Origin of the sequence: Nonomuraea sp. 3-1Str (assembly GCF_031570565.1) — a bacterium.
Taxonomy (GTDB): Bacteria; Actinomycetota; Actinomycetes; order Streptosporangiales; family Streptosporangiaceae; genus Nonomuraea.
Map to the genome: position 1 here is coordinate 37,088 of NZ_JALHBK010000012.1, position 26,605 is coordinate 63,692.

The following is a 26,605-nucleotide window of genomic DNA, read 5'->3' on the forward strand; positions in this document are numbered from 1 at the left end:
GTGTGGCGCCGCCGTCACATCGTCGGGCACGAAACCGAGCCAGGGCAAGGTGCAGCAGCAATGGACCAAGGCAGCCGCGGCGACCTCATGGGTCGGCTGGCCGAGGCGACGGAGTCCGTCACGACCACACACCCGCTGCGGGTCGCCATCGACGGGCCGCCGGCCGCCGGCAAGACCACGCTGGCCGACGAACTCGCCGCCGTTCTCCGTACGCAGGGCCACGACATCATCCGCGCGACGATCGATGACTTCCTGTTCCCCCGGGCACACCGCTACCGACGCGGCCAGTACTCGGCCGAAGGCTGCTACTTCGACGCCCACGACCACGACGCGCTGTGCCGCGTCCTGCTCGACCCGCTCGGCCCAGGCGGAGACCGAAGGTTTCAACAGGCGGTCTACGACAGAGACACCGACACCCCACTGTCCCCGCCCGTCATGACCGCTCCCGCAGACGCCGTGCTGCTCTTCGACGGCGTCTTCCTCCTGCGCCCGGAGCTGATCGACCGATGGGACCTGCGCATCTTCGTGTCCGTCCCGTTCGAGCGGACGGTGGATCGCGCCCGGATCCGAGGCAACGCGCTGGCCGGATCCGCCGCCGACACCACCGACATCGAACGGTCTTGGCGCAACCGCTACATCCCATCCCAACAGCTCTACTTCGCGACGGCCCGCCCGACCGATCACGCCGACATCATCGTGTACAACGACCAGCTCCACCGGCCGTCCTGGGAAGTCCGATCAAACTGATCGGTATACAGGATTCGACGACTGCTCCTTCAGCACCGGTGCTGAGGACACCAATGATCAACCCGGGACAACAAGAAGCCCCAGGCTCTCGGCGGAGGCCGTGAGCTGGGGCTTCGTCATGCTTTGGAGCGTGGTGGACGATACTGGGATTGAACCAGTGACCTCTTCCGTGTCAGGGAAGCGCTCTCCCGCTGAGCTAATCGTCCTTGGAGGTGGAGACGGGATTTGAACCCGTGTGGACGGCTTTGCAGGCCGCTGCCTCGCCTCTCGGCCACTCCACCGAGGCGAACTCCGAGCGGAAGACGGGATTCGAACCCGCGACCCTCACCTTGGCAAGGTGATGCTCTACCACTGAGCCACTTCCGCGTTGCCCGACTACTCTAGCGGGTTTTTCGAGTGAATGCTCACTCCACGCGCTCCGGCGAGCGGCGGGGCGGCTACTTGCGGAGCTGCCGGACCACGCTGCGCTCCGTGGCCGGGAGGCTGAGGAAGATCTCCAGGATGCGGGTGAGCCGGTGGACCTCGATGCGGTGGAACGCCGGCCCGTCGGAGCGGGCGAGCAGGAGGGTGAGCGCGAGCGGCGGCAGCGGGGCGTGGATGACGTGCAGGCCGCCCTCCAGCGTGGCGGCCGCCGGCCGGGGCGGCACGACCTCCGGCAACGGCACCTTCTGCGGCGCCCGCCAGCTCGCGTACAGGACGCCGTGCTCGGCGGCCGTGGCCGCCCAGTCGGCGCTGAACAGCACGGGCAGCGAGTCGACGAGGGTGGTCAGGGCCCGGTCGCCGGCCGTGGTGATGTACTTGAGGATCTCCAGCTCGGGGTAGGTGCCGGGCGCCTCGCGGGTGGTCCACAGGCCCTCGACCGTCACGCCGTCGATGCCCTCCAGGCTCTTGCGCAGGGCGTCCTTGGGCGTGTCCTCGGGGCAGAACACGGTGATGTCGTCGACGGCCTGGCCCGCGCCCCTGTCGAGGACGGTGACCTGGGTGATGTCGGCCCCGGCCGCGCCGAGCACCCGCGTGACCTCGGCGAGCGCCCCCGGGCGGTCGGGCAGCGCGATGCGGACGCGAAGGAGCATTCGTCCCCTCCCCTGCGAAGATGCCGGTTCCCAGCCTATCGGCGAATACCGGTCATGGTCCGACCTGCGCTACAAATGTCCAGGTGAAGATTGGGGCGATAGGAGTGTGGCCACCCGTCGTGCTGGCGCCGATGGCGGGCATCACGAACGCGCCGTTCCGGGTACTCTGCCGCGAGCAGGGCGCCGGGCTGTTCGTGTGCGAGATGATCACCACGCGGGCGCTCGTCGAGCGCAACCCCAAGACCCTTCGGATGATCAGGTTCGCGGAGTCGGAGTCTCCGCGCAGCATCCAGTTGTACGGCGTCGACCCCGACACGGTGGGCCGGGCGGTCAAGATGATCGCCGAGGAGGACCTGGCCGACCACGTCGACCTGAACTTCGGCTGCCCGGTGCCCAAGGTCACCCGGCGCGGCGGCGGGTCGGCCCTGCCGTACAAGCGCAACCTGCTGCGGCGCATCCTGCGCGCGGCCGTCGCGAACGCGGGGCACCTGCCCGTGACGATGAAGATGCGCAAGGGCATCGACGACGACCACCTGACGTACCTCGACGCCGGCCGCATCGCGGTCGAGGAGGGGGTCGCGGCGATCGCGCTGCACGCGCGCACGGCCAGGCAGCACTACGGCGGCGTGGCCGACTGGGAGGCGATCGCCCGGCTGAAGGAGGCCGTCCCCGAGATCCCGGTGCTCGGCAACGGCGACATCTGGTGCGCCGACGACGCGCTGCTCATGGTGGCCGAGACAGGATGTGACGGCGTGGTCGTGGGGCGCGGCTGTCTGGGACGGCCATGGCTGTTCCGGGACCTGGCGAACGCCTTCGACGGCGTTCCGGAGCGAGTGCGGCCGAATCTCGGCGAGGTGGCGGCCATGATGGCCCGCCACGCCGAGGGTCTGGTGGAGTGCTTCGACCTCGAGCGCTACGCCGTGGCCGACTTCCGCAAGCACGTCGGCTGGTACCTCAAGGGCTTCACGGTCGGCGCCGAGCTGCGGCGGCAGCTGGCCACGGCCGAATCGCTCGACCAGCTCAGGGACGGGCTGGCCAGGCTGGAGCAGGACCAGCCGTGGCCGCCCAACACCGACACCCCGCGCGGCAAGTCGGGCGAGCGGACCAAGGTGCAGCTGCCGGACGGCTGGCTGGACGACCCGTGGGACTGCGTCGTGCCCGACGACGCCGAGTCGGACATCTCCGGCGGCTGACGGACGCGCGGACCTTTCAACAGCGACCCCGCCGGCCAGTGAGAGCCGGTCAGTGGGGGCCGGTCAGTGGGGGCCGGTCAGTGGGGGCCGGTCAGTGGGGGCCGGTGACGTCCGTGCCGCAGGGGCCGCCGCCGACCGCAGGCTCCAGCGTGACGGGCTCGCCGGACATGGTCAGCGTCGGGTAGTGGACGGAGATCCGCTCGGCGGAGCGGCCGGCGTAGTGGCAGATGAAGCTGCGCCTGAACCGGTCGGCCGTGGTGTTCGGCCCGGACCCGTGGACCAGGCTGCCGTTGAAGAAGAGCACGTCACCGGCCTCCATGTCGACCGGCACGGGTTCGAGGCCGGGCGGCGGCGGGACGTACTCCCGGGTGAAGGACACGTCCAGGTCGGCCTCCTCGGGGCAGAACAGGTCCATCTTGTGCGTGCCGGGCACCACCTCCAGGCCGCCGTTCGCCCGGTCGATGCGGTCCAGGGCGATCCAGGCGGCCACGCAGGTGCCGGGCTCCACCTGGAGGTAGAAGTTGTCCTGGTGCAGCGCCTGCCCGCGCGCGCCCGGCGGCTTGAAGTAGAACATGCTCTGGGCTGCTATCGGCTCCTCCCCCAGCAGCTCGCGCAGGATCGCCGCGATCCGCGGGTCGAGGAGCCGGCGCAGGGCCACACCGTTCACCTGGTGGGGGTGCATGATCCGCGGGTAGTCGCGCAGGATGTCGTACGGCCGGCCGGGCTCCTGCGGCTGGGGCTGGAAATGTCCCGGTATGGGGCCGCCGGCGTGCAGCTCCATGAACGTGTCGCGCAGCTCGGCGGCCTCGGCCGGGGCGAGGAGCCCGGGCACGACGGCGTACCCCCGGTCGTGGAAGGCGGCGAGCTGGCCGTGGAAGGCGGTGAGCGTCATGCTTCTCACGCTAGGAACCCGACCCGTCGAAAGGTATGCCCGTGACCGCTGACGACATGTCCGTTCCTGCCGCGGAGATGGTCATCGTCGGCCACTTCGACCGGGCGCCCGGGTACGCGACCCGCCGGCCGGCCGGGTCGCCGAGCTGGCTGGTGATGTGGACGCAGGCGGGGGCGGGGCTGGGGGGGCAGGCCGGCGCGTCGTTCACGGCCGGACCGGGCGACCTGGTGGTGCTGGCGGCGGGCGCGGCGCAGCACTACCGGGTGGCGCCGGGGGCGGAGCGATGGCGGTTCTGGTGGGCGCACTTCCAGCCGCGCCCGTCGTGGCCGGGATGGCTGGGGCCGTACGCGCGGGCGGCGGGGTGCCATCTGGTGGCAGGGGTGCCGGGGGCGCTGCACGAGCGGCTCGACCAGGCGTTCCGGCGGGCGCTGCGCGACTCCCGCTGGCTTCCCCCGGCCGGTGCCGTCTCGGTGGCCGCTTCCACGGCGGCGGCGCCCTCAGGCACGGACGCCGGGGTCGCGGCGGCCGGGGCGACTGTTGCGGGGGCGGCTGTGGCGGGGTCGGCGGCGGCGCGGGAGCTGGTGCTCGGCGCGGTCGAGGAGGTGCTGGTCCTGGCCACCGCCTCCGCCCGCCACCCCGGCGAGGAGAGCGGCGACGGGAAGGGCGGCGACCCGAGGGTGGGCCGCGCGCTCGCGCTGATCGCCGCCGAGCCGGGCGCCCCTCACTCGGTCGCCTCGCTGGCGCGCGCCGTCGCGCTGTCGCCGTCGCGCTTCGCCCACCTCTTCACGGCCGAGACGGGCACGCCGCCGATGCGGGCCGTCCGGCAGGCCCGGGTACGGCACGCGGCCCGGCTGCTGGAGGCCACCGACATGGACGTCGGCCAGGTCGCAGCGGCCTCCGGCTTCGTCAGCCCGTTCCACTTCAGCCGGGCGTTCCGGCAGGAGTACGGCCTGCCGCCCCGCGCGTACCGGCTGAGCCGGCAGGTCCCGCACACCACCGAAATCTGAGCCCACGAGCGCCGGAGACGCCCGGTCAGCGGACCCCGCGCGGCCTGAACTGGATGCTGATGCGCGGTCCCGTGGGCCTTGTGGTCTTCGGCACGGCGTGCTCCCAGGTGCGCTGGCAGCTTCCCCCCATCACGATGAGGTCGCCGTGGCCCAGGTCGTGGCGGATGGAGTGCCCGCCGCCGCGCGGGCGCAGCAGCAGGGGCCGCGGGGTGCCGACCGAGATGATGGCGACCATGGTGTCCTCGGTGCTGCCTCTGCCGATGGTGTCGCCGTGCCAGGCCACGCTGTCGCGGCCGTCACGGTAGTAGCAGAGTCCCGCCGTGCGGAACGGCTCGCCGAGCTCCTCCTCGTAGTGGGCGTCGAGCTCGCGCAGGGCGTCGTCGAGCACCGGGTCGGGCAGCCGCTCGCCCTCGTCGTAGAACTTCAGCAACCGCGGGACGTCGACCACCTTGTCGTACATCCGCCGCCGCTCGCCCCGCCACGGCACGCGCTCCGCCAGCCGCTCGAACAGCGTGTCCGCGCCCGACAGCCAGCCCGGCCGCACGTCGATCCACGCGCCGTGGTCGAGCCGCGTCCGGCGCACCGTGGAGCCGAGCGGGCCGACGGCGACGTCCTCGTCCAGCCCCAGCAGGGACGCCTGGAAAACACCCCTCATGCCGCCGAGTGTATGCCCATCTTCAAACATCCATTCGACTCACCCCTCCTGCGGGACATCCACCGGACATCCACCGGAAGGGACGGCTGCCGTCGTCGGCCGGCATGGGCCCGCCACACCCGGCCGCCCCCGCCTCTTCACCGAACGGTGGGTCCACGACACGGACGGCTGACCGCCCCCTTCCCGGCACCGCAGGCCACGCTGTAACGTCTCTTTGATGATAGCCCGTTACATGTTCGGCGCGATCACGGCCCGGACCGGAGACGAGATGTCCGGTCCCGCCCTGCTCGTGGCCGGACTCGCCCTGACCGGATCGCCGGTGGTCGCGTCGTGGCTGCTGGCCGGGCTCACCGCGTCGGCCGCGATCGGCGGACCCCTGCTCGGGGTGCTGCTCGACCGCGCCTTACGCCCGGGCAGGATGCTCGCCGGCTGCCTGCTCGGCTACACCGGGGGCCTGCTGGTCGTGCTGCTCGGCCTGGGCCACGTGCCCGACGCCGCGCTGATCGGGGTGGCCGTGCTCGCGGGCGTGCTCGGGCCCGCCCTGACCGGCGGCTGGACCGCCCAGCTGCCCCTCCTGGTCCCGGCGGGACGCCTGGAGCGGGCCAGCGCGCTCGACGCGATCAGCTACAACGCCGCGGGGCTGACCGGCCCGGCGGCGGTGGCGGGGGTCGCGGCCGCGTGGGACGGGCGGAGCGCGGTGGTGGTGTCGCTGGCGCTCATGGTGGCGGCGGCCCCGATCGCGTACCGGCTGCCCGGCCGTCCGGAGCGCGGGGTCCGGACCGAGGGCATCCGGCGGGAACTGGCCGCCGGTTTCACGGCGATCGGCCGGAACGCGCCCCTCCGCCGGGCGACCGTGACCTCGATGGTCTCCTACGCCGGCGTGCCGATGTTCGTGGTCGGGGCGCCACTGCTCGGTGGCGTGCTGGCGGGCGGGGCGGCGTACGGGGCGCTGCTGCTGGCCGTGACCGCCGGGGGCGCGCTGGCCACCAACGCCCTGCTGGCCCGGCGGCGGAGCACGTCGCCCTCCCCCGACACGATCCTGGTCTGCGCGACGCTGCTCCTCGGCGCGGCGCTCGCGCTCGCCGCCGTCGCGCCGCACCTGGCGGCGGCACGGCCCGGACCGTTCACGGGGGCGTTCGGGGTGGCGGTGCTCGCCGCGGCGCTCGCGGGCGTGGCGGAGGGGCCGCAGCTCACGGCCTTGCTGTCGGTACGGCACCGCGAGGCGCCGGCGGAGCGGCGGAGCCAGATCTTCACCACGGGCGCCAGCCTCAAGATCACATCTTTCGCGGCGGGGTCCGCGGTGGCGGGCCCACTGGTGGGGCACGACGTGGGCACGGCCCTGCTGGTGGGGGCGGCGCTCCAGCTGGCGGCCGTGGGCGGGTACGCGCTGCTGTCACGCACGTCCCGCCCCTCCGGTCCCCCGACCGGAGCGGAGAACCGGGGCGGTCAGGCGCGGGAGCGGTGGGCGGCGACGCGTTCGCGGGGGGCGCAGCGGGCGCTGCAGTAGCGGCGCGGGCTGCCGCCCCCCAGGTCCAGGTACGGCCGGCGGCAGCCGGGTGAGGCGCACAGCCCGCCGGGCACCCTCTGGTGCTCGGCCAGCAGGACCGCCAGAGCCATCGCCGACGACGCCAGGAACCACTCCGCCCACGGCGCGTCGTCGCGGCTGTCCACGTGGACATGCCAGGGGCTCGTGCCGCCGTGGCTGGTGAGCCGGGGCGGCCGGGCGGTGCCGGCCAGCAGCCGGTTGAGCAGGCCGGCGGCCTCGTCCGGGCCGGGCGCGGCGAGCACCTCCACCAGCCGCTCGGCCGCCTCCCGCATCGCGGCGACGTCGTCCTCGTCCAGGTACGGGCTCATCGCCACCCCTGGACTCACCGGCTGGGCAGGCACGTCCCGGCCCACCGGCAGGTCTCCGCCGGCCGGCCCGGGACCGGCGCCGTGAACGGGACCGGCGCCGTGGAGGGGACCGGCGCCGTGGAGGGGACCGGCGCCGTGGACGGGGACGACCGTCTCGCCGTGGGCCCGCAGGACCGCCGCCACCGACTCGACGGACGGCCCGGCGGACGGCCCGGCGCCCGGCCCGGCGGGCATCCCCGCGGGCGGTCCACCGGGCGGTCCCGCGTACAGCAGGACCGCGCACAGGTCGACCGCCCGCGCCGCCATCGCCTTGGTGGAGTGAACCTTCACGCCCGCAGCGTATGCCCCCCTCCCCCACCGCGCCGCCCTCTTCGTCACCCGCCGCAGGCGGCGAAGACGAACGTGTCCTTCAGCAGCGTGTACGTGTCCCTGATCGTCACCTTGCCGGTGCCGGAGTCGATCTGCGCGATCGTCACCGACGTCGGCTTGGTGTCGTGGTACCTCATCAGGTGCACCGTGACCTGCGACGGCCCCGTCCAGTCGACCATCTCGGCATCCCCGGCGGGCAGCTTCACCTTCAGCCGCGCCGTCACCTGGTCGTTCACCATGTCGTACAGCGCCAGCTGCTGCTTGGAGCCGCGCACGACGGCCGCCACCGTGCGCCCGTCGCCGGACAGCGCCTGCGGGCCGTTCGACGCGACGAGCTGCGGCGGCGTGACGCGGGCCAGTTCCTGCCCCGCGTCGCTGTAGGCGACCAGGACCTGCGTCCCCTCATCGTCCTCCGTCCCGGCGAGCACCTCGCCACCGTCGGCGCTGAAGCCCTTCAGCTCGTACGCCGCCGGGATCGTGCCGATCCGATCACCGGTCTCGGTGTCGAAGATCAGGGTGTCCCGTGGCTTCTCGGTGGTGAAGGACACGGCGAGCCTGGAGCCGTCGTCCGAGAGCTGGAGGGCCGTCTCCGCCGGGCCGGCCTTCGGCAGCGCGTTCTCCGCCGGCAGCCTGACCCCGCCCCCGAGGGTTCGGACGGCGAGGCGGCCGCTCTTGGTGAAGTACGCGATCCGCCGGCCGTCGCCGCTGACGGCGACCGGCGCGGCGACGCCCTCCACCGGCTTGCCCTTGGCGTCACGCGCGGTCGTCTGGGCGTCGGGCAGCGTGCCGCGCGCGCCGCTGTGCATCACGACGCGCCACCCGCCGCACGGCCGCGGGACGTCGTCCTTCTTCCGGCAGCCCTTGATCGAGACGTACCGGACGCTGTCCTCCCCGTGGGCCAGGTGGGCGTGCGGGGGCTCCTGCAGCGACCCCCAAGCGGCCGCAGGCCCGGCCTGCGCGCTAGCGGGCGCGGCCTGCGCGGGCGCGGCCAGGACGGCGGCCAGTCCCAGGACGAGCGCCGCGGCCCCCGCCGTGGCGCGCGTTCCCCTGCCGCTCTCGGGCTTCGTGCGCCCCGTGGCGTTCCTGTTGCTCATGTCCGTCACTCTCCCGCCGCGTAGAAGGCGTACCGGCTCCTGCCGATGGAGTACGTGTCGTTCTGCCGGACCGCGCCCGTCTCGGGGTCGGCGGTGAGCACCCGTACCACCGCCGGCCTGCCCTCGTCGTTGGCCGCCACCGTCAGGACGAGGCGTCCGTCGGCCGTCCAGCGGGCCAGGTACGGCGAGGCGGACGGCTTGAGCGCCAGCTTCACCGTCTCGTGCAGCTCGCCGCTCTCCAGGTCGTAGATCCGCAGCCGCGGCGGCCGCTTCCGGTCCGTGTCGCCGTCGATCAGCACCGCGACGGTCCTGCCGTCGGCGGCCAGGGCGAGGACACTGGCGTTGGCCACCACCTGCGGCGGCGTCCGCTTGACGACGGTGCCGTCGAGCCGGTGGGCGACGAGTGTGGTGGTGTTGTCGCCGGCGTCGCGGCGGGCCAGCACCTCGTCGCCGTCGCCGCTGAATCCGAGGAGCTCGTCGGAGGCGGGCAGCTCGGTGACCTTCCCGGTGGCGACCGTGACGATCTTGCCGGGCAGGCGGACCGGGTCGTCGGAGTGGCTCACCAGGAGCCGGTCGCCGGCCGGTGAGAGGGCGAGCCACACGTCGTCGGTGCCGCTCCCCCGGGGGACGAGCGACCGGGGCAGCTCCGTGACGGGGCCGCCGCTCGACCGCCGTACGACGAGGCGGTGGTCGCGGGCGCGCTCGTAGGCGATGACGCGGCCGTCCCCGCTGACCGCGAACCGGCCCTCGTCGGAGAGCGTCCGGCCCTTGGCGCTGGTCCGGTGGGTGGCGGCGTCGCGGACGGTGAGCGTGCGGCCGTCGCCCATGAGCAGCCGCCAGTGGCCGCAGGCGCGGGTGTCGCCGCTCTTCGGGCTCTCGCAGGAGGGGATCCACGCCGCCCGCGCCGCCGGAGAGGCGGTGGTGGCGGTCGTCGCGGGGGTGGTGGCGTGGGCGGGGGGCGGCGCCAGTGCCGCCCCTCCGATGACCGCCGCGGCCAGTAATGCGGCGGATGCTGAAATGTGCCCCATGTCGGTGTTCCTTCCGTTCACCGGGTTAGATACCGGCACGGGGACTGCGGTTGGTCACAGCTCGGCCACGACCGCGGACGCCGCTACGCCAGCGGCCGCCGCCCGGCGAAGCCGAGGTCGGTGCGGTGGTACCAGCCGAGCGCCGTCTCCCCCTCGATCCAGCACAGCCGTACCGACACGCCGTCGAGCACGGCCGGGAAGTCGAGCAGGACCGGCGCGATGCCCTTGATCTCCAGGCCCCGGCCGGCCCAGCCGCTCAGGATGTCCTCGATGCGCGCCTCCAGCGCCTTGAGCTCGGGGATCCCGCCGAGGGCCGACGACCCGGAGGTGCGCCGGTCGTGGGCGATCTCGGTCATGTCGGCGCGGGCGGCGACGAGCGCGCCGGCCTCCTCGATGATCGCGGGGAGCAGTTCGCGTGCCTCGCCGGGTGTGAAGATCCTGTCCATCACGGCACGCTAACGGTTGCGCCCGTGGACCGGGCCCGTGGGCGTGGACGAGTTGGGCTCGTAGGCCGGTTCGTAGGCGTCGACGAGGAGCCGCTCGGCGTGGTCGAGATAGGCGTCGAGGAAGGACGCCGCCTCGTCCGGCCGGCCGGCCTCCAGCAGCTCCAGCAGCCGGCGGTTGCGCTCGACGAACGGCTCGTGGAAGGTGCGCGGGTTCTTCATGACGTGGAAGACGAGCCGCAGCTCGGCCAGGAGCTGGCACATGGCCTCGTCGAGCCTGGGACTCTGGTTGAGCGTGACGAGCGCCTGGTGGAAGCGGATGTTGGCGGTGCCGACGGCGCGCCAGTCATCGCTCGCGGCGGCCCGCTCGGCGTCGGCGACGGCCTCCCTGATCAGCCGCAGCGCCTTCGGGGTGGGGGCGCGCCGGACCGCCGCGCCCTCGATGACGCGGCGCACGCGGTAGAGGTCCGCGACGTCCTCTGCCGACAGGATCCGCACGAACACCCCCCGGTTGAGCCGGTGGTACAGCAGCCGCTCGTGGCTGAGCAGCCGGAACGCCTCCCGCAGCGTGTTGCGCGAGACGCCGAGCGCCTCGGAGATCGACTCCTCCGACAGGCGCTGGCCGGGCTCGAAGAAGCCCTCGCTGATGCGGTCGCGCAGGATGTCGGCCACGCGCTCGGCCGTGCTGCTGCGCCCCAGGCGCGAACGGTCCCGTTCGAGATCAGCAACCCCGTCGTCCACGGTGCCAATTAATCATGGAACAAACCCCTTGTCGAATTGTTCAACGATCCTTACGTTGATAAAAAGCCCTTCAAATCCGTGGGGAGCGACGCGATGGCAGGCTCCACCTCACAGGCCCGGCGGGTGATCGTCGCCAGCCTGGTCGGCACGTCACTGGAGTGGTACGACTTCTTCCTCTACACGACCGCGGCGACGCTGGTCTTCGGCAAGCTGTTCTTCCCGACCTTCGATCCCCTCAACGCCACCCTGCTCGCCCTGACCACCAACGCCGTGGCGTTCATCGCCAGGCCGCTCGGCGGCATCGTGTTCGGCCACTTCGGCGACCGGGCCGGGCGCAAGACGGTCCTCGTCGTCACCCTGCTCCTGATGGGCGTCTCGACGTTCCTCATCGGCGTGCTCCCCGGGTACCACGCCGTGGGCGTCGCCGCCCCGGTCCTCCTCGCCGTGCTCCGGTTCGTCCAGGGGTTCGGGCTGGGCGGCGAGTGGGGCGGCGCGGTCATCATGTCGCTGGAGCACGCCGACGACCGCCGCCGCGGCTTCAACGCGAGCTGGCCCCAGGTGGGCGTGCCCGCCGGGTTCGTGCTGGCCACGGCGCTGCTGACGCTGCTGTCGGCCACGATGTCGGACGCGGCGTTCCTGTCGTGGGGCTGGCGCATCCCGTTCCTGCTGTCGGGTGTGCTCGTGGCCGTCGGGCTCTGGGTGCGGCTGAAGGTGACGGAGTCGCCGCTGTTCGCCGAGCTGGAGCAGCAGGGTCAGACGGCTCGGATGCCGCTGGTCGAGGTGCTGCGCACGCACCCGCGGGCGCTGCTGTCGGCCTTCACCGCCCGCATCGGCGTGGACGTGGCCTTCTACACCTTCACCGTCTACATCCTCGTCTACGTGACCGGCCGGCTCGGCCTCCCGCGCTCCGTCGGGCTGAACGCCGTCCTCATCGCCTCCGCCCTGCAACTGGGAATGATCCCGTTCTTCGGCGCCCTGTCCGACCGCCTCGGCCGGCGCCCCGTCTACCTGGCGGGGGTCATCGGCGCGGCGATCTGGGTCTTCGTCTTCTTCCCGCTGCTCGACACGCGCTCGTTCCCGCTCATCGCGCTCGCCGCGGTCGTCGCGCTGATCACCCACGCCGCCATGTACGGGCCGCAGGCGGCGTTCATCGCCGAGTTGTTCAGCACCCGGCTGCGCTACAGCGGGGCCTCCATGGGCTACCAGGTGGCCGGGATCGTGGGCGGCGCGATCGCGCCGATCGTCGCGCTCAAGCTGCTCGACGCGTACGGCACGACGCTCGCCGTGTCGGTGTACGTGCTCGTCGCGCTGGCCATCACGGCCGTGGGCCTGGCCATCGCGCCGGAGACCCGCAACCTCGACCTGCACCGCCCCGAGGGCCTTGCCCAGCGCACCTGACGTCCCCTGTCCCTGACAGGCCCGTACTCCCCCAACCGCCGCGAAACCGCGGGCGGCGGCTGCCACCGCCGCCCGCGCGGGAGGTCCCCGGTGAGAACCGTCCTGCTCGTCATCGCCACGATCATCGCGATCCCCGCACTCGCCGGGCTCGTCACCGGGCTGGATCGCACCGACGGCGGCGAGGTCGCCGTGGTCCGCGACGGCGGCCCGTTCGACGACAACAAGGTGCGCCAGGTCATCGACCCCGCCTCCGGCCTGACCTGGACCGGCTGGTGGTCCTCCGTCCACAGCTACCCCGCCCAGCAGCGCTTCTACACGATCACCGCCGATCCCAAGCGGGCCACCACCCTCGGCGTGGACGTCGTGAAGGTGCCCAGCAGCGACGGCGTGAACCTCGGCATCGAGGGCACCCTGTACTTCACGCTCAACCTCGACCATCGGACGCTCAAGACGTTCGACGACAGGTACGGCACCCGCACCTTCCGCGCGCAGGACGGCGCGTCGCTCTACCCCTGGGACGGCGACGAGGGCTGGAGCGCCTTCTTCGGCCAGGCGGTGCGGCCCGTCATCGACAACGCGCTGCGCTCCGAGGTCGGCGCCATGCGGTGCGGCGAGCTGGTGCCGTCGTGCTCGCTGCTGGAGAGCACCGGGCTCAAGCCGCGGAGCAGCAACACCTCCCTGGTCCAGGTGCAGAACGCGGTCAACGCCTCGCTGGCCCGCGAGCTGCCCGGCACGCTGGGCGGCGACTTCCTGACCGGGCTGCGGTTCACGCTGGCCAGGGTGACGCTCCCGCCGGAGGTGCAGCAGGCCGTCGACCGGTCGCTGGCGGCCGACGCCGCCGTCTCCGAGGCCCAGGCCAAGGTGGAGCAGGCCAAGGCCGAGGCCGCAGCCAACCGGGCCCGCCAGCAGGGCTACGACGCCTGTCCGGCGTGCGCCGAGATCGAGAAGCTCAAGTCCCTGCCGCAGGGCATCACCGTGTACGCCCCGGGCAACCCGCAGTCGGTCGTCGTGCCGGCCCGCTGAGCCCGCTCCCCTCGTCCCGTCCCGGCCGGGAAAGGCGGCCGCGCCGGGCACGGGAACGAACCGGGACGTTGTGACTTAATCGCTGCCGATTCCCAAAACACCGGGCATCCTTTGGGCATAAACTGCGCGCCTGTGAGCCTGCCTGTACGTGAACGTTCCCCCCGGCCCGGCGGCGGTCGACACCGCCGTCCGGTGCCCACGTCCCTGCCATCGGACGCCCCCGTGCTCGTGCTCGCCGCGCCGGGCGACGCCTCCGGCGTGGCCTCGGAGATCGCCGCGGTGGTGCGGGTGGACAACCCGCAGATCGAGGTGCGCCTGGCGACGGTCGCCGACCTGGCAGACTCCCTGCCCTCCGGCCGCGACGCCGTGGTGGTGCCGCTGCTGACCTGGGACGACCCGGCCGTCCTCGCCGACATCGGCAAGGCCGTGGCCGCCGGAGGCTCCGGCGCGGTCGTGGCCGAGGCGCTCGGCCCCCACCCGCTGCTGGCCGAGGCGCTGCACATCAGGCTGGCCGAGCGCGGCCTGGCCCGGGCCGACCGGGTGCGCCTGCTCAACGTCTCCAGCCCCGTCGACGCGGTCATCCTCGGGACCGCCGGCGGGGCGCGGGCCGTGCAGGCCGTCCAGGCCACGGCCGTGCTGCTCGCCTCCCGGCTCACGCTGCCGGTCGTGGCGGCGTCGCTCGACAGCGAGCCCGGCGTGACCATGGCCGCCCAGCGGCTGCGCGCCGCCGGGGCCGGGCGCCTGGCCCTCGCCCCGTGCCTGATCGGCCACGAGGTGGCCCCGGGGACGGTGGAGCGGGCCGCCGCCGAGATCGAGGCCGGCCACGCCGAGCCGCTCGGTGCGCACGGCGCCATCGCCGAGCTTGTCGCGCGAGCTTACGGGAGTCAACTCGCCACTTGACAAGGGCTTGTGGAGATCACAAAACTCGCGTTAACTTCTCTCCATGCGCCACGTGCAGTGCAACGGTGCGCGTTTGTGCCTGCGTGACGTCACGGAGGCCGACGTGGCGGCACTGCACGCCATCTACGGCGACCCCTCCGCCACGCGCTTCATGCCGTTCGGGGCCCTCACCTTCGAGCAGGTGAGGGCACTCGTCGACGAGGCACTGGAGGCGGCGGAGGCCGAGCCGCGCCGCCTGTACGTGTTCGCGGTCGAGGACGCCGACCACCACGAGGTGATCGGCGTCGCCCGGCTGCACGTCGAGACCGACCTCCCGCACAGCGCCGAGATCGGCCTCGGGCTGCGCCCCGACCAGTGGGGCCGGGGCATGGGCACCGACCTGATCCGGCTGCTGCTGTCGTTCGGCTTCAAGCGGCTCGGCCTGCACCGCGTCTGGGGCGCCCGCTCCCCCGACAACCTGCCCGCGCAGCTCGCGATGCTGACGGCCGGCATGGTCGAGGAGGGCCGCATCCGCCACCACCTGCCCACGCCTGACGGCTGGCGCGACTCCATCGTCCATTCCGCCCTGGAGGACGAGTGGACCGACCGCTGACCGGGCTCTGACGCGGCTCCGACCCTGCGCGGCTTGACGTGAAGGTGCGTCGCCGCCGGGGATTGTCGGTGGCTCCCCCTACGATGAGGCTCCTCACGGAGGGATCACAGACATGCTCGACTCGCTGATCGTGCCCCTGTTCGTCACGACGGACCTGCCGCCGAGCGCCGACCTGGCCGAGTTCGGCACGCTGCTCGCCGAGACGGCGCGCACGCTCGACCATGACGGCGTGAGCTACGAGGCGTTCCTCGCCGGCAAGGTGTTCTGGCTCGACAGCCCCGTGCCCACCCGGCAGGAGGCCGTCGCCGAGGTCGAGCAGCGCTTCGCCGCCCTGCTGGGCTACCTCGCCGCCTCCGGCCCCGGCCACACGACCCGCGGCGTGGTCGCCGACGTGCGCCGGGCGATCTCCGCCGCGGTCACCGGCCGCTACGGCGACGCGGGCGTCGCTCCGGCCGTGTTCGCCATCCGCGACCGCGACGTGCGCGAGCGCACCCCCGACACCGCCCTCTACGTCGACACCCGCGACGCCGTCCCCGACCTGGTCACGGCCACCCGCTCCTACCTGTGAGGCGGAGCGGCCGCCGGTCAAGTCCTCGTACAGACCTGGCGGCCGACGGTGACATCAGTCGTGGCGTGGGTAGCCCGGATTCATGCTTTTCGGGAAAGAACACGTTCAGCGCTATCAGGAGACCAACGGCGCGGAAGGCCACGACTGGAACAACACGACCGTCCTCCTCCTGACCACGAAGGGCCGCCGCACCGGCCGCCCGTACACGACGCCGCTCATCTACCAGAAGCACGGAGACGCCTACGTCGTGGTGGCCTCCAAGGGCGGCGACCCCGACCACCCCGACTGGTACAAGAACCTCGACGCCACTCCCGAGGTGGAGGTGCAGGTCATGGGCGAGAAGTTCAAGGCCCGGGCGCACACCGCCATCGAGGAGGAGAAGCCCGAGCTGTGGGCCGTCATGACCCGGACCTGGCCGGACTACGACGAGTACCAGACGAAGACCGACCGCCCGATCCCGGTCGTGGTCCTGGAGCCGCTGCGCTGACACCCGCGCCGGAAGAGCTCCGCGAGGACGGAACGAGGAGACGGTCCCCGTTCGTTGGCCGGGCATGGCTGACATTCCCTATGATCGGAAAGAACAGCTCAGGCAGATCGAGAGCGGTCTCCTGCCCGGCGAGCGGATCGTCGCCGTCTACGACGCGATCGGGGCAGGCACCGGCTTCCTCGGCCTCACCGACCGCCGCGTGATCGTGCAGGACAAGTCGTTCGTGGGCAAGCGGGTGGCGCTCACGAGCATCCCCTACGGCAAGATCTCCGCGGTGAGCGTGGTGAGCAACAAGTCGTTCGCGGGCGGGTTCTTCTCGTCCGGGGCGATCGCCATCCACGTCGGGACGCACACGTACGAGGTGGACTTCCGCGGCGAGAACAAGGCGCACCACGTCCACGACGTGATCCTCCACCACATCTCCCAGGGCTGACGCCCGCGGCGGCGCCCGGACCCCGGCGGGCCCGGGCGCCGTCACGTCACGCGCCGGGGGCCGTCCCGGCGACCGACGCGTACAGCTCCAGGGTGCGCTCGGCGATGCGCTCCCACGAGAAGTGCTCGACCGCCCGCGCCCGCCCGGCCTCGCCCATCCGGCGCGCCCGCTCGGGGTCGCCCAGCAGGGAGTTGACCCGCTCGGCGAAGTCGGCGGCGAAGCGCTCCGGGTCGTGCGGCACCCCGTCGGCGCCCTGGTCGATCGGCACGAGCAGCCCGGTCTCGGCGTCGGCGACGACCTCGGGGATGCCGCCCGTGGCCGTGGCGACGACGGCCGTCTCGCAGGCCATGGCCTCCAGGTTGACGATGCCCATGGGCTCGTACACCGACGGGCACACGAACACCGTGGCGTGCGTCAGGAGCTGGATCACCTCGGGCTTGGGCAGCATCTCGGAGATCCACACCACGCCCTTGCGCTCACGTTCGAGGTCGCGGACCAGGCCGGTGACCTCGGCGGCGATCTCCGGCGTGTCGGGCGCGCCGGCGCAGAGCACGAGCTGCGCGCCGGGGTCGAGGGACCGCGCCGCGTGCAGGAGGTGGACCAGGCCCTTCTGCCGGGTGATGCGGCCGACGAAGACGACGTACGGCTTGGCGGGGTCGACGCCGTGCTTCTTCAGCACCGCGTCGTCCCGGTCGGGGGCGTACTCGGCCGTGTCGATGCCGTTGTGGATCACGCTGACCCGCTCCGGCGGGATCTCCGGGTAGGCGGCCAGCACGTCGCGCCGCATGCCGTCCGAGACGGCGACCACCGCGTCGGCGGCGGCCAGGGCGGTGCGCTCGGCCCACGAGGAGATCGTGTAGCCGCCGCCGAGCTGCTCGGCCTTCCACGGGCGCAGCGGTTCGAGGCTGTGCGTCGTGACGACGTGCGGCACGCCGTACAGGAGCTTGGCGACATGTCCCGCGAAATTGGCGTACCAGGTGTGGGAGTGGACCACGTCGGCGCCCTCGCAGGCGGCGGCCATCTCCAGGTCGACGCCCAGCACCTGGAGCGCCGCGTTGGCCGACTCCAGCCCTGCGGGCACCCGGTAGGCGGAGACCCCCGGCTCGTCGCGCCGCGCGCCGAAGCACCGCACCCGGACGTCGGCCAGGCGGCGCAACCGGCTCGCCAGGTACTCCATGTGAACTCCGGCACCGCCGTACACCTCTGGCGGATACTCCCGGCTGAGCAGATCAACGCGCATGGAACGACCTTACGAGCATCCCGCCCATCCGGGACACACCGGTGCGCGACTCGCCGCTTCCCGCCCTGTTACGGGACGACCCCGGCGATCGTCCGGGCAGCTCAGCAAGGAGAAATCGCCAAAATCTGGAGAAAAGTAACACTCCGGTACGAGGTCACGTCGATAGATCGGCTCATAGGGGGTAGCGTCCTGGTCATGAGGTCCCGGAGGGTGCTTGCGGTCGTGCTGGCAGGTGGCGAGGGGAAGAGGCTCATGCCTCTGACGGCGGACCGGGCGAAACCGGCCGTCCCGTTCGGCGGGATGTACCGTCTGATCGACTTCGTCCTGTCCAACCTGGCCAACGGCGGTTACCTGCAGATCGTCGTACTGACCCAGTACAAGAACCACAGTCTCGACCGCCACGTCTCACGCACCTGGCGGCTGACGGCCATGCTCGGCAACTACGTCACGCCGGTGCCGGCGCAGCAGCGGCTCGGCCCGCGCTGGTTCTCCGGCTCGGCCGACGCGCTGTACCAGAACCTGAACCTCATCTACGACGAGATGCCCGACCACGTCATCGTGTTCGGCGCCGACCACATCTACCGGATGGATCCCCGGCAGATGGTCGAGCAGCACGAGGACTCCGGCGCGGACGTCACGGTCGCGGCCATCAGGCAGCCGATCTCCCTGGCCGACCAGTTCGGCGTCATCGAGACCGACCCGCAGGGCCGGCGCATCGTGGCGTTCCGGGAGAAGCCGAAGGACGCGGTCGGCCTCGCCGACTCGCCCGACGAGGTGTTCGCCTCGATGGGCAACTACGTCTTCCGGACCCAGGCCATGATCGACGCTCTGCGCGAGGACGCGCTCGACCCGACGAGCAAGCACGACCTCGGCGGCAACATCATCCCGATGATGGTCAAGTCGGGCGGAGCCGACGTCTACGACTTCGCCAACAACGTGGTGCCGGGCTCCACCGAGCGCGATCGGGGCTACTGGCGCGACGTGGGAACGCTCGACGCCTACTACGAGGCCCACATGGACCTCATCTCGGCGCACCCGATCTTCAACCTGTACAACGACAAGTGGCCGATCCACACCGGCCACGACCCGCTGCCACCGGCGAAGTTCGTGCACAACGACGGCGACCGGGTGGGCCGGGCGATCGACTCGCTCGTGTCCCCGGGCGTGATCGTCTCGGGCGGCACGGCCATCCGGTCGGTCCTGTCGCCCAAGGTCGTGCTGCACTCCCACTCGCTGGTGGAGGACTCCGTCCTCATGGAGAACGTCAAGGTGGGCAGGGGCGCCATCGTCCGGCGGGCGATCATCGACAAGAACGTGGTCATCCCTGACGGGGCGCGCATCGGCTTCGACCTGGACTACGACCGCACCCGCTTCGCGCTGACGCGCGGCGGCGTCGTGGTCATCGGCAAGAACGAGATCGTGGAGCGCTGACCCGCGCCCGGGTCGCGAAGGAGGTGTGGCCTCGGGCCGGGCTGGCGTGGGGCCATGCCCGAGGCTGGGGCCGCCGTCCGGCCGGGGGGCGCCATTCCCGCCGGTCAGACCGTGACCCGTGGATCATCCGGATGTCGTCCACGGTAGCCAGGTGATCGCCGGGGGTGCCACCCATTAACCGGCCGCGTCAGCCGTGGCGGCGGGCGCGGAAGTGCGCCGCCTTCGCGCGGTTGCCGCATTCGCGCATGTCGCACCAGCGGCGGCCGTTGCCCCGCGAGGTGTCCACGTACAGCCGGGTGCAGACGTCGGCGCCGCACTCCTTGATCCGCGCGGCGTGCGGGCCGCCGAGCAGCTCCACCGCCTGCCGGGCGACCGTCGACAGGACGGCCGCGAGGTCGCCGCCGCGCTCGATGCGCCCGTCGGCGCCGATCGCGACCCGGACGGGAGGCCCGGCGGCGACCCGGTTGACCAGCTGGCGGTCGCCGGGGAGAGCGGCGCCGGCGGCCAGGCGGTGGACGGCCTCGCGCAGCTGCCTGGCGGCGGCCAGCCCGTCCGGCGTGACCTCGCAGGGCCGGTCGAGAACGCCCGCCTCCACGGCCCAGATCTCCAGGTCGGCGGGGCTCTCCAGCATCTCGCGCCGGTCCGCCCGCCGGTGCTGGACCGTGCCGGCCAGGTCGAGGCCGAGGTTGCCGCTGACGAAGGTGAAGCCTGCCACACCCTCATCATAACCGCCTTGACAGGTTATGAGAAGGACGAGCACAGTGAAGTAACCGTGCTGAGTGGTTATGTGGGGAGCGGACCTGTGGCCGTCCAGGTGACGAGGACAAAGACGACGAGGGCGGAGAGCCGGGCGAAGGCACCGGCCCTCATGCCGTCCCTGTTCGTGGTGATGTGGAGCAGCGCGTTCGTGGCCGGCCTGATCGGGGTGGGCGCCGCGCCGCCGCTGCTGCTGACGTTCGCCCGGTTCGCGCTGGCCGGGCTGCTGCTGGGCGGGTACGCGCTGGCGGTGCGGGCCCCGTGGCCGCGCGGGCGGCGCCTCGCGCACGTGGTGGTGGCCGGGCTGCTGGTCCAGGTGGTGCAGTTCGGCGCGTTCTACTCGGCGCTCGGCCTGGGCGTCCCGGCGGCGGTGATCGCGCTCGTGCAGGGGCTGAGCCCCATGGTCGTCGCGCTGCTCGCCGGGCGGGCGCTGGGCGAGCGGATGAGCCCCGTCCGGTGGGCCGGGTTCGGGCTCGGCGCCGCCGGGGTGGGCCTGGCCGTGGCCGACAGGGTGAGCTTCTCCCCCGCCGCGCTGGCGCTGTGCGCGGCCGGGCTGCTGGGGCTGAGCGCGGGCACGGTGTACCAGAAGCGCTTCGCCGCCGACATGGACGTGCGCACGGGGACGGCGGTGCAGTTCCTGGCCGGGGCGCCGCTGATGGGACTGGGCGCGCTGCTGCTGGAGACGCCGCGGGTGGGCGACTGGGGCGCGTTCGGCGGCGCGGTGGCCTGGCTCGTGCTGGTGAACTCGATCGGCGCGTTCCTCCTGCTCAACACCATGCTGCGGGACGCGCCGGCGAGCCGGGTGAGCACAATGTTCTTCCTCACGCCCGCGGTGACGGCCGTCATGGCGTGGCTCGTCGCCGGGCAGTCGCTGCACCCGCTCGCGGTGGCCGGCCTGGTCGTGGGCGGCGCGGGGGTGCTCCTGGCCGCGCGCCGCTGAGGTCAGCGCTGCTGGGTGCCCGGCTTGGGGGCAGGGGAGCCGGAGTCGGAGAGCTGCTCGCCGGGGGCGAGCTCGGCGCCCAGCTCGGCGGTCCACGGCACGCCGGCGCGGGTCTCGGGCGTCTCGACGCGGAAGCGCGGCAACGCCTCGGGGAAGTTCTCCCTGATGAAGGTGACCAGGTGCTCGCGGACGTCACACTTGAGGTCCCAGGCGGAGGGCGAGTCGGCGGCGCTCATCAGGGCGCGCAGCTCGACCAGGCCGTTCGGCAGGACGTCGGTGACCTGGAGCGTCCAGTCCTTCTGATCCCACAGCGGGTTGCTCTGGATGAACGCGTACAGCTCGTCGCGCAGCTTCTGGATCGGGATCGACCAGTCCACCCGCAGGAACACCACGGCGACGACCCGGCTGCCGTGCCGGGTCCAGTTCTCGAACATGTTCTGCGTGAAGTACGAGACGGGCAGCACCAGCCGCCGCTCGTCCCAGAGCCGGACCACCACGTACGTCAGCGTCAGCTCCTCGATGCGGCCCCACTCGTCGCCCACCACGACGACGTCGTCAAGGCGCAGCGCGTCGCTGAAGGCGAGCTGGAGGCCGGCCAGCGCGTTGCCGATCGTGGGCTGGGCGGCGATGCCGACCACGGCGCCGGCGATGCCCGCGGAGGCGAGCAGCCCGGCGCCCAGCGCCCGCACCTGCGGGAACGAGAACAGCATCGCGCCGATGGCGATCACGATGATGGTCACGGCGGCGATCCGGCGGACCAGCGCGATCTGCGTCATGATCCGCCGGGCCCGCCGGTTGCGCTCGCCCTCGACCCGCACCAGCCGTTCGAGCACCACGTCCGTCAACGCGTAGCTGGCCTGGACGATCAGCCAGGTGACGGACCCGATCGTGACCAGCCCCAGGCCCCGCTCCACGGTCGCGGCGAGCTGCTGCTCGCGCGGGCTGTCGCCGAACATGCCCGGCCCGAACACGAGGTTGCACGCCACCACCGCGGCCACCGTGAACCCCGCCCAGGTGCAGTGCTCCACCAGGTGCCCGGCGAGCGACCACTTGCGTCCGGCCCGTTTCAGGAGCCGGCGCATGACCTCCACCAGAAGGATCGCGCCTACGACGGAGACGGCCAGGATGGGCCACTCGGCCGGCGACTGCACGTGTCATGCCCCCAATGTCTTAAAAGGTCTCGTCGAAACTCACATTGCCCTCAACCGCCACCTGATAAGCAGAGACCCGCCGTTCGAAGAAGTTCGCCAGCTCCTGCACGTCCTGGAGCTCCATGAACGCGAACGGGTTGGCGGTGCCGTACCTCGTGGGCAGGCCCAGGCGGGCCAGCCGCTGGTCCGCGACGTATTCAAGGTACTCGCGCATCTGGTCCGCGGTCATCCCCGGCATGCCGTCGCCGCACAGATCGCGGGCGAAGGCCAGCTCGGCGGCCACCGCCTCCTCCAGCATCGCGGTGACCTGCTTGCCCAGCTCGTCGTCGAACAGCTCGGGCTCCTCGGCCCGGACGGTGTCGACGACGCTGAACGCGAACTCCATGTGCATGGACTCGTCGCGGAACACCCAGTTCGTCCCCGTGGCCAGGCCGCTCAGCAGCCCCCGGGATCGGAACCAGTACACGTACGCGAACGCGCCGTAGAAGAACAGCCCCTCGATGCAGGCGGCGAAGCAGATGAGGTTGAGCAGGAACTGCCGGCGCTCGGCGGCCGTCTCCAGCCGCTGGAGTCCGTTGATCGAGTCGATCCACCGGAAGCAGAACTCCGCCTTGTCGCGGATCGACGGGATGTGCTCGATCGCCGCGAACGCCTTGACCCGCTCGTCGAGGTCGGGCAGGTAGGTGTCGAGCAGCGTGAGGTAGAACTGCACGTGCACGGCCTCCTCGAACAGCTGCCTGCTCAGGTACAGGCGCGCCTCGGGGGCGTTGACGTGCTGGTAGAGGTTGAGCACGAGGTTGTTGGCGACGATCGAGTCGCCGGTGGCGAAGAAGGCGACCAGCCGGTTGATCAGGTGGCGCTCCTGGGGCGTCATCTTCGCCAGGTCGGCGAGGTCGTTGTGCAGGTCGACCTCCTCGACCGTCCAGGTGTTGCGGATGGCGGCCCGGTACCGCTCGTAGAAGTCGGGGTAGCGCATGGGGCGCAGTGTCAGGTCCATTCCCGGGTCGAGCAGCATGTGATGTCTCCGTGTGAGAGGGGTGGGGCGGCGGGGCCTACTGGCAGGCTTCGCAGACGTCGGGGTTCTCCAGCGAGCAGGCGATCGCCGCGCTCGTGTCCTCCGAGGGGGCGGGAAGGCCGGGCACGGGCGCGGCCGGCACCGTGGTCTGCGCGATCCGGGTGGCGGGCCGCGAACGCAGGTAGTACGTGGTCTTCAGGCCCTTCTTCCAGGCGTAGGCGTACATCGACGAGAGCTTGCCGATGGTCGGGCTGGCCATGAAGAGGTTGAGCGACTGCGACTGGTCGATGTACGGCTGGCGGGCCGCGGCCAGGTCGATGAGGGCCTTCTGCGGCAGCTCCCAGGCGGTCCGGTAGAGGCTCCGCAGGTCGTCCGGGACGCCGGGGATGTCCTGGACCGAGCCGTCGGCCCGCTTGATGGCGTCGCGCATCGCCTGCGTCCACAGTCCGCGCGTCTGGAGGTCGGCCACCAGGTAGCGGTTGACCTGGAGGAACTCGCCGGACAGCGTCTCGCGCTTGAAGACGTTCGACACCTGCGGCTCGATGCACTCGTAGCAGCCGGCGATCGACGCGATCGTCGCCGTCGGCGCGATGGCGATCATCAGCGAGTTGCGCAGCCCCGTCCCGGCGATCTTCTCGCGGAGCGCGTCCCAGCGCGGCGAGGCGGCGGCGCCGGCGTAGTGGTCGGGGTGCAGCACTCCCCCGGCCGCGCGGGTGTCGCCGTACGAGGGGTGCCGGCCGCGCTCGGCGGCGAGGTCGGCGGAGGTGTCGTAGGCGGCCAGCGCGATCTCCTCGGCGATCCGGGTGGACAGCTCCAGCGCCTCGGGCGAGTCGAACGGCAGGCGCAGCGTGAAGAACACGTCGGCCAGCCCCATCACGCCGAGCCCGATGGGCCGCCAGCGCCGGTTGGCCGCCTCCGCCTCGGGCGTCGGGTAGAAGCCGAGGTCGATGGTGCGGTCGAGGAAGCGCACGGCGGTCCGCACGGTGGCGCGCAGCCGCTCCCAGTCCAGGCCGGCGCCGTCGCGCAGGTGCGCGGCCAGGTTGACCGACCCGAGGTTGCAGACGGCGGTCTCGGCGTCGCTGGTGACCTCCAGGATCTCGGTGCACAGGTTGGACAGGTGGATGACGTTCTCCGGCCGGGCGGTCTGGTTGGAGGTGCGGTTGGCCGCGTCCTTGAAGGTCATCCAGCCGTTGCCGGTCTGCGCGAGCGTGCGCATCATCCGCCCGTACAGGGTGCGGGCGGGGATCCGCCTGACGTGCAGGCCCTGCGCCTCGTAGGCGCGGTAGGCCCGGTCGAACGCCTCGCCGTACAGGTCGGTCAGGTCAGGCACGTCCTTCGGGTCGAACAGCGACCACGGCTCGTCGGCCTCGACCCGGCGCATGAACTCGTCCGGCACCCAGTTGGCGAGGTTGAGGTTGTGCGTGCGGCGGGCGTCCTCGCCGGTGTTGTCGCGCAGCTCCAGGAACTCCTCGACGTCGGCGTGCCAGGTCTCCAGGTAGACGCAGGCGGCGCCCTTGCGCCGGCCGCCCTGGTTGACCGCGGCGACGGACGAGTCCAGCGTGCGCAGCCAGGGGACGATGCCGTTGGAGTGCCCGTTGGTGCCCCGGATGAGCGAGCCGCGGGAGCGGACCCGGGTCCAGGCGATGCCGATGCCCCCGGCGTACTTCGACAGCCGGGCGACCTGCCCGTACCTGTCGTAGATCGCCTCCAGCTCGTCGCGCGGCGAGTCGAGCAGGAAGCACGACGAGAGCTGCGGCCGGCGCGCGCCCGAGTTGAACAGCGTCGGCGAGCTCGGCAGGTACGACAGGGTGCTCATGAGGGCGTACAGCTCGGCCGCCTCGGCCACGGTGGCGGACAGGCCGCAGGCCACGCGCAGCAGGAAGTGCTGCGGGCGCTCCAGCACGGCGCGGGTCTCCGGGTGGCGCAGCAGGTAGCGGTCGTAGACCGTGCGCAGGCCGAAGTACTCGAAGCGGTCGTCGGCGTCGGGCGGCACCAGCGCGTCCAGTTCGGCGGCGTGGGCGGCGACGAACGCCGCCAGCTCGTCCTGCACCAACCCGGCCGCGTGGGTGGCGGCGACGGAGTCGGAGAACGACCGCACGCCGCAGGCGGCGGCCTCGGCGGCGATCTCCTCGGCCAGCAGCCGGGCGGCGACCCGGGAGTTGGCCGGGTCGGCGATCACCCGCGCGGCCGCCTCCTCGATGGCCAGCCGCCGGTCACCCTCAACGATGGTCGTCACGTGCTCTCTCCTCGCGAGCTCGCCTCGGCGAGGGCGCACGAGAGCACGGCGGCGCGGGGTGTCCCCGGCCGCGACGGCCCCCGGGCCCTCCCTCGAGGCCCTGGACAGGTCCAGCCGGTGGTCCCCCGGCACTCGCTGGCAGGTCTTCGGGCTCGCGGGCAGGCGCGCGTGACCGATCACGCGTTCCTACGCGTACGATCACCCGCTCGGTCCTACTGGCCGTCGCTTCCCGGATCGCTCCAGTGCTCTGTGACGGCGGTCGTTCCCGCTCACCGCTGCGGGGCAGCCCCGGAATCGCACCGGGTTCCCTTTTGCTCCGCCCCGAGGGGCGAACCAGCGACGAGCAGGATCCTACATCTAGTGGCCGTCGGCGCAACTACCGCTGCATGTTGTGCCGGTCGTGGTGACGAGCCCGAGATCGCGGAGCACGCCGCGGGTGCGGCCGATCTCCGTGCCCAGCCAGAGCGCGAAGTCGTCGCCGAAGAGCGGCAGGGCGCTCCAGCCGCGCCTGCGGCAGACCTCGCGCCACGGGGCCGAGCGGGAGACGGCCTCGCACATCTCCAGTGCCGCGTCGCGCGTGTCGCCGGACATGCCGTGCGGCCCGACCGCCGCGCACCAGGCGGCGAAGTCGACGCGCACGCCGCTCTCCAGCAGGCTGGGGGCGTCGATCCCGTCGACGCGGTGCGCGCAGGAGACCGCCAGCGCCTTGAAGCGGCCCGTGCGGATGTCGTGCCGCCAGTCGGCCAGGGTTCCGGCGGCGGCCGCCGCCTTGCCGCCGAGCAGGGCCTCGGCCACGTCCTCGCTGCTCGGGTAACCGGTGTAGACGACCTGCCGCGTGTCGGCGCCGAGGCCCCGCGCGACCAGACCGAACAGCAGGTGGTCGGGCTCGCCCCGCGGCCCGCCGGCGAGCATGGTCTCGCCCGGCCGGGCCAGCAGGTGGGCGCCGAAGTCGTCGAAGTCGCGGAACTTCGAGGCCGCCGGCACGACCACGACCTCGATCTCGCCGGCGAGCCGGGCCAGCGGGGTGGCGGTGTCGAGGAGGGTCGGCCCGTCGTTGAGCGCGGCGGCGGCCAGGGCCGGCAGGCCGGTGACGGTGATGCGGGTGGCCTCGCCCTCGCGCGACACGGCGAACCCGGCGTCCCAGGCGGCGGTGCCCAGGGCCTGGGCCACGCGCGTCCACCGCTCGCCGCCGGGCACGATGGCGAACCTGCCGCGCACACCCCGGCCGGGGGCCCGCCCGGCGCCGCACCCGGCGGCGCTCGCCAGCCCCGAGACCGCCAGGCCGAGCCCGAGTGCGAGCACCTGCCGTCGGCGCATGGCGTGCCTCCCCCGGTCCGCG

27 protein-coding genes, 3 tRNA genes and 1 riboswitch are annotated in these 26,605 nt (G+C 72.5%); of the genes, 13 read left to right on the forward strand and 17 right to left on the reverse strand.

Going from position 1 to position 26,605, the window contains the following annotated elements; genetic code table 11:
* Nucleotides 1-60: 60 nt before the first annotated feature.
* The gene (locus tag MTP10_RS20205; protein WP_310711047.1) at nucleotides 61-747 is read left to right on the forward strand and encodes a cytidylate kinase family protein; all 687 of its coding nucleotides are present in this window, start codon (nucleotides 61-63) and stop codon (nucleotides 745-747) included.
* A gap of 131 nt (nucleotides 748-878) precedes the next feature.
* Here the strand turns inward: MTP10_RS20205 and MTP10_RS20210 are convergent.
* From MTP10_RS20210 to MTP10_RS20225, 4 genes are all read right to left on the reverse strand, one after another.
* A tRNA-Val gene (locus MTP10_RS20210) sits at nucleotides 879-953 on the reverse strand.
* A gap of 1 nt (nucleotide 954) precedes the next feature.
* Nucleotides 955-1,028 (reverse strand) — tRNA-Cys (locus tag MTP10_RS20215).
* Nucleotides 1,029-1,041: 13 nt separating this feature from the next.
* Nucleotides 1,042-1,113, reverse strand: a tRNA-Gly gene (locus MTP10_RS20220).
* Nucleotides 1,114-1,184: 71 nt separating this feature from the next.
* Nucleotides 1,185-1,820: an ACT domain-containing protein gene (locus MTP10_RS20225; protein WP_310711048.1), complete on the reverse strand. Its 636-nt coding sequence runs from the start codon at nucleotides 1,818-1,820 to the stop codon at nucleotides 1,185-1,187.
* A gap of 83 nt (nucleotides 1,821-1,903) precedes the next feature.
* Here MTP10_RS20225 and dusB point away from each other — a divergent pair, with 83 nt between their 5' ends.
* A complete protein-coding gene (dusB, locus tag MTP10_RS20230) occupies nucleotides 1,904-3,013 on the forward strand; it encodes a tRNA dihydrouridine synthase DusB (RefSeq protein WP_310711049.1) in 1,110 nt (369 codons plus the stop codon).
* Nucleotides 3,014-3,104: 91 nt separating this feature from the next.
* Here the strand turns inward: dusB and MTP10_RS20235 are convergent, their stop codons facing one another.
* Nucleotides 3,105-3,905 carry a phytanoyl-CoA dioxygenase family protein gene (locus tag MTP10_RS20235; protein ID WP_310711050.1) on the reverse strand — a complete coding sequence of 267 codons (801 nt, stop codon included), beginning with the start codon at nucleotides 3,903-3,905 and terminating at the stop codon, nucleotides 3,105-3,107.
* A 41-nt stretch (nucleotides 3,906-3,946) separates the two neighbouring features.
* Here MTP10_RS20235 and MTP10_RS20240 point away from each other — a divergent pair, with 41 nt between their 5' ends.
* A complete protein-coding gene (locus MTP10_RS20240; protein ID WP_310711051.1) occupies nucleotides 3,947-4,912 on the forward strand; it encodes an AraC family transcriptional regulator in 966 nt (321 codons plus the stop codon).
* 25 nt (nucleotides 4,913-4,937) lie between these two features.
* Here MTP10_RS20240 and MTP10_RS20245 read toward each other — a convergent pair whose 3' ends face one another.
* Nucleotides 4,938-5,567 carry an alpha-ketoglutarate-dependent dioxygenase AlkB gene (locus MTP10_RS20245; RefSeq protein WP_310711052.1) on the reverse strand — a complete coding sequence of 210 codons (630 nt, stop codon included), beginning with the start codon at nucleotides 5,565-5,567 and terminating at the stop codon, nucleotides 4,938-4,940.
* A 217-nt stretch (nucleotides 5,568-5,784) separates the two neighbouring features.
* Between MTP10_RS20245 and MTP10_RS20250 the strand changes: the two genes are divergently transcribed.
* Nucleotides 5,785-7,074: an MFS transporter gene (locus tag MTP10_RS20250; RefSeq protein ID WP_310711053.1), complete on the forward strand. Its 1,290-nt coding sequence runs from the start codon at nucleotides 5,785-5,787 to the stop codon at nucleotides 7,072-7,074.
* Here the strand turns inward: MTP10_RS20250 and MTP10_RS20255 are convergent.
* From MTP10_RS20255 to MTP10_RS20275, 5 genes are all read right to left on the reverse strand, one after another.
* Nucleotides 7,014-7,751, reverse strand: coding sequence for a CGNR zinc finger domain-containing protein (locus MTP10_RS20255; RefSeq protein ID WP_310711054.1), 738 nt, complete (start codon nucleotides 7,749-7,751; stop codon nucleotides 7,014-7,016). The two genes, MTP10_RS20250 and MTP10_RS20255, sit on opposite strands and share 61 nt — an antisense overlap.
* A 44-nt stretch (nucleotides 7,752-7,795) precedes the next feature.
* Complete coding sequence (locus tag MTP10_RS20260) at nucleotides 7,796-8,884, reverse strand: hypothetical protein (RefSeq protein WP_310711055.1); 1,089 nt, start codon at nucleotides 8,882-8,884, stop codon at nucleotides 7,796-7,798.
* A 5-nt stretch (nucleotides 8,885-8,889) separates the two neighbouring features.
* Complete coding sequence (locus tag MTP10_RS20265) at nucleotides 8,890-9,912, reverse strand: hypothetical protein (protein WP_310711056.1); 1,023 nt, start codon at nucleotides 9,910-9,912, stop codon at nucleotides 8,890-8,892.
* Nucleotides 9,913-9,995: 83 nt separating this feature from the next.
* Entirely contained in the window at nucleotides 9,996-10,358 is a 363-nt protein-coding gene (locus MTP10_RS20270) for a DUF2203 domain-containing protein (protein WP_310711057.1), read from the reverse strand.
* Nucleotides 10,359-10,367: 9 nt separating this feature from the next.
* The gene (locus MTP10_RS20275) at nucleotides 10,368-11,105 is read right to left on the reverse strand and encodes a GntR family transcriptional regulator (protein ID WP_397334484.1); all 738 of its coding nucleotides are present in this window, start codon (nucleotides 11,103-11,105) and stop codon (nucleotides 10,368-10,370) included.
* 84 nt (nucleotides 11,106-11,189) lie between these two features.
* On the opposite strand from MTP10_RS20275, the gene MTP10_RS20280 reads away from it, so the two are divergent.
* From MTP10_RS20280 to MTP10_RS20310, 7 genes are all read left to right on the forward strand, one after another.
* A complete protein-coding gene (locus MTP10_RS20280) occupies nucleotides 11,190-12,494 on the forward strand; it encodes an MFS transporter (protein ID WP_310711059.1) in 1,305 nt (434 codons plus the stop codon).
* A gap of 90 nt (nucleotides 12,495-12,584) precedes the next feature.
* Nucleotides 12,585-13,517 carry an SPFH domain-containing protein gene (locus MTP10_RS20285; RefSeq protein WP_310711060.1) on the forward strand — a complete coding sequence of 311 codons (933 nt, stop codon included), beginning with the start codon at nucleotides 12,585-12,587 and terminating at the stop codon, nucleotides 13,515-13,517.
* Nucleotides 13,518-13,709: 192 nt separating this feature from the next.
* Complete coding sequence (locus MTP10_RS20290) at nucleotides 13,710-14,417, forward strand: hypothetical protein (protein WP_310711061.1); 708 nt, start codon at nucleotides 13,710-13,712, stop codon at nucleotides 14,415-14,417.
* A 43-nt stretch (nucleotides 14,418-14,460) separates the two neighbouring features.
* On the forward strand, nucleotides 14,461-15,009 hold the full coding sequence (locus MTP10_RS20295; RefSeq protein ID WP_310711062.1) for a GNAT family protein: 549 nt from the start codon (nucleotides 14,461-14,463) through the stop codon (nucleotides 15,007-15,009).
* A 112-nt stretch (nucleotides 15,010-15,121) separates the two neighbouring features.
* A complete protein-coding gene (locus MTP10_RS20300; protein ID WP_310711063.1) occupies nucleotides 15,122-15,577 on the forward strand; it encodes a hypothetical protein in 456 nt (151 codons plus the stop codon).
* Nucleotides 15,578-15,659: 82 nt separating this feature from the next.
* Complete coding sequence (locus MTP10_RS20305; RefSeq protein WP_310711064.1) at nucleotides 15,660-16,064, forward strand: nitroreductase family deazaflavin-dependent oxidoreductase; 405 nt, start codon at nucleotides 15,660-15,662, stop codon at nucleotides 16,062-16,064.
* 64 nt (nucleotides 16,065-16,128) lie between these two features.
* A complete protein-coding gene (locus tag MTP10_RS20310; protein ID WP_310711065.1) occupies nucleotides 16,129-16,497 on the forward strand; it encodes a PH domain-containing protein in 369 nt (122 codons plus the stop codon).
* Between the two features lie 46 nt (nucleotides 16,498-16,543).
* On the opposite strand, the gene glgA is transcribed toward MTP10_RS20310, so the two are convergent.
* Complete coding sequence (gene glgA / locus MTP10_RS20315) at nucleotides 16,544-17,737, reverse strand: glycogen synthase (RefSeq protein ID WP_310711066.1); 1,194 nt, start codon at nucleotides 17,735-17,737, stop codon at nucleotides 16,544-16,546.
* Between the two features lie 195 nt (nucleotides 17,738-17,932).
* On the opposite strand from glgA, the gene glgC reads away from it, so the two are divergent.
* Nucleotides 17,933-19,168 carry a glucose-1-phosphate adenylyltransferase gene (glgC, locus tag MTP10_RS20320; protein ID WP_310711067.1) on the forward strand — a complete coding sequence of 412 codons (1,236 nt, stop codon included), beginning with the start codon at nucleotides 17,933-17,935 and terminating at the stop codon, nucleotides 19,166-19,168.
* Between the two features lie 187 nt (nucleotides 19,169-19,355).
* On the opposite strand, the gene MTP10_RS20325 is transcribed toward glgC, so the two are convergent.
* A complete protein-coding gene (locus MTP10_RS20325) occupies nucleotides 19,356-19,883 on the reverse strand; it encodes an ABATE domain-containing protein (protein ID WP_310711068.1) in 528 nt (175 codons plus the stop codon).
* An 87-nt stretch (nucleotides 19,884-19,970) separates the two neighbouring features.
* On the opposite strand from MTP10_RS20325, the gene MTP10_RS20330 reads away from it, so the two are divergent.
* Nucleotides 19,971-20,864, forward strand: coding sequence for an EamA family transporter (locus MTP10_RS20330; protein WP_310711069.1), 894 nt, complete (start codon nucleotides 19,971-19,973; stop codon nucleotides 20,862-20,864).
* Between the two features lie 2 nt (nucleotides 20,865-20,866).
* Here the strand turns inward: MTP10_RS20330 and MTP10_RS20335 are convergent, their stop codons facing one another.
* The 4 genes from MTP10_RS20335 to MTP10_RS20350 form a co-directional block, all read right to left on the reverse strand.
* On the reverse strand, nucleotides 20,867-22,015 hold the full coding sequence (locus MTP10_RS20335; protein ID WP_310711070.1) for a mechanosensitive ion channel domain-containing protein: 1,149 nt from the start codon (nucleotides 22,013-22,015) through the stop codon (nucleotides 20,867-20,869).
* A 19-nt stretch (nucleotides 22,016-22,034) separates the two neighbouring features.
* A complete protein-coding gene (locus tag MTP10_RS20340) occupies nucleotides 22,035-23,030 on the reverse strand; it encodes a ribonucleotide-diphosphate reductase subunit beta (RefSeq protein ID WP_310711071.1) in 996 nt (331 codons plus the stop codon).
* A gap of 37 nt (nucleotides 23,031-23,067) precedes the next feature.
* Nucleotides 23,068-25,266 carry a ribonucleoside-diphosphate reductase subunit alpha gene (locus MTP10_RS20345; protein ID WP_310711072.1) on the reverse strand — a complete coding sequence of 733 codons (2,199 nt, stop codon included), beginning with the start codon at nucleotides 25,264-25,266 and terminating at the stop codon, nucleotides 23,068-23,070.
* 119 nt (nucleotides 25,267-25,385) lie between these two features.
* A riboswitch (cobalamin riboswitch) is annotated at nucleotides 25,386-25,619 on the reverse strand.
* A gap of 4 nt (nucleotides 25,620-25,623) precedes the next feature.
* Nucleotides 25,624-26,583: a tripartite tricarboxylate transporter substrate-binding protein gene (locus MTP10_RS20350; protein WP_310711073.1), complete on the reverse strand. Its 960-nt coding sequence runs from the start codon at nucleotides 26,581-26,583 to the stop codon at nucleotides 25,624-25,626.
* Nucleotides 26,584-26,605 lie beyond the last annotated feature (22 nt).

Excerpts from the sequence above, each read along its gene's own strand:
- MTP10_RS20245 (WP_310711052.1), bottom strand. The coding sequence starts at position 5,567 with ATGAGGGGTGTTTTCCAGGCGTCCCTGCTGGGGCTGGACGAGGACGTC.
- MTP10_RS20260 (WP_310711055.1), bottom strand. The coding sequence starts at position 8,884 with ATGAGCAACAGGAACGCCACGGGGCGCACGAAGCCCGAGAGCGGCAGG.
- glgA (WP_310711066.1), bottom strand. The coding sequence starts at position 17,737 with ATGCGCGTTGATCTGCTCAGCCGGGAGTATCCGCCAGAGGTGTACGGC.
- MTP10_RS20280 (WP_310711059.1), top strand. The coding sequence starts at position 11,190 with ATGGCAGGCTCCACCTCACAGGCCCGGCGGGTGATCGTCGCCAGCCTG.
- MTP10_RS20235 (WP_310711050.1), bottom strand. The coding sequence starts at position 3,905 with ATGACGCTCACCGCCTTCCACGGCCAGCTCGCCGCCTTCCACGACCGG.
- MTP10_RS20205 (WP_310711047.1), top strand. The coding sequence starts at position 61 with ATGGACCAAGGCAGCCGCGGCGACCTCATGGGTCGGCTGGCCGAGGCG.
- MTP10_RS20340 (WP_310711071.1), bottom strand. The coding sequence starts at position 23,030 with ATGCTGCTCGACCCGGGAATGGACCTGACACTGCGCCCCATGCGCTAC.
- glgC (WP_310711067.1), top strand. The coding sequence starts at position 17,933 with ATGAGGTCCCGGAGGGTGCTTGCGGTCGTGCTGGCAGGTGGCGAGGGG.
- MTP10_RS20305 (WP_310711064.1), top strand. The coding sequence starts at position 15,660 with ATGCTTTTCGGGAAAGAACACGTTCAGCGCTATCAGGAGACCAACGGC.
- MTP10_RS20350 (WP_310711073.1), bottom strand. The coding sequence starts at position 26,583 with ATGCGCCGACGGCAGGTGCTCGCACTCGGGCTCGGCCTGGCGGTCTCG.
- MTP10_RS20300 (WP_310711063.1), top strand. The coding sequence starts at position 15,122 with ATGCTCGACTCGCTGATCGTGCCCCTGTTCGTCACGACGGACCTGCCG.
- MTP10_RS20295 (WP_310711062.1), top strand. The coding sequence starts at position 14,461 with ATGCGCCACGTGCAGTGCAACGGTGCGCGTTTGTGCCTGCGTGACGTC.
- MTP10_RS20250 (WP_310711053.1), top strand. The coding sequence starts at position 5,785 with ATGATAGCCCGTTACATGTTCGGCGCGATCACGGCCCGGACCGGAGAC.
- MTP10_RS20225 (WP_310711048.1), bottom strand. The coding sequence starts at position 1,820 with ATGCTCCTTCGCGTCCGCATCGCGCTGCCCGACCGCCCGGGGGCGCTC.
- MTP10_RS20270 (WP_310711057.1), bottom strand. The coding sequence starts at position 10,358 with ATGGACAGGATCTTCACACCCGGCGAGGCACGCGAACTGCTCCCCGCG.
- MTP10_RS20310 (WP_310711065.1), top strand. The coding sequence starts at position 16,129 with ATGGCTGACATTCCCTATGATCGGAAAGAACAGCTCAGGCAGATCGAG.
- MTP10_RS20265 (WP_310711056.1), bottom strand. The coding sequence starts at position 9,912 with ATGGGGCACATTTCAGCATCCGCCGCATTACTGGCCGCGGCGGTCATC.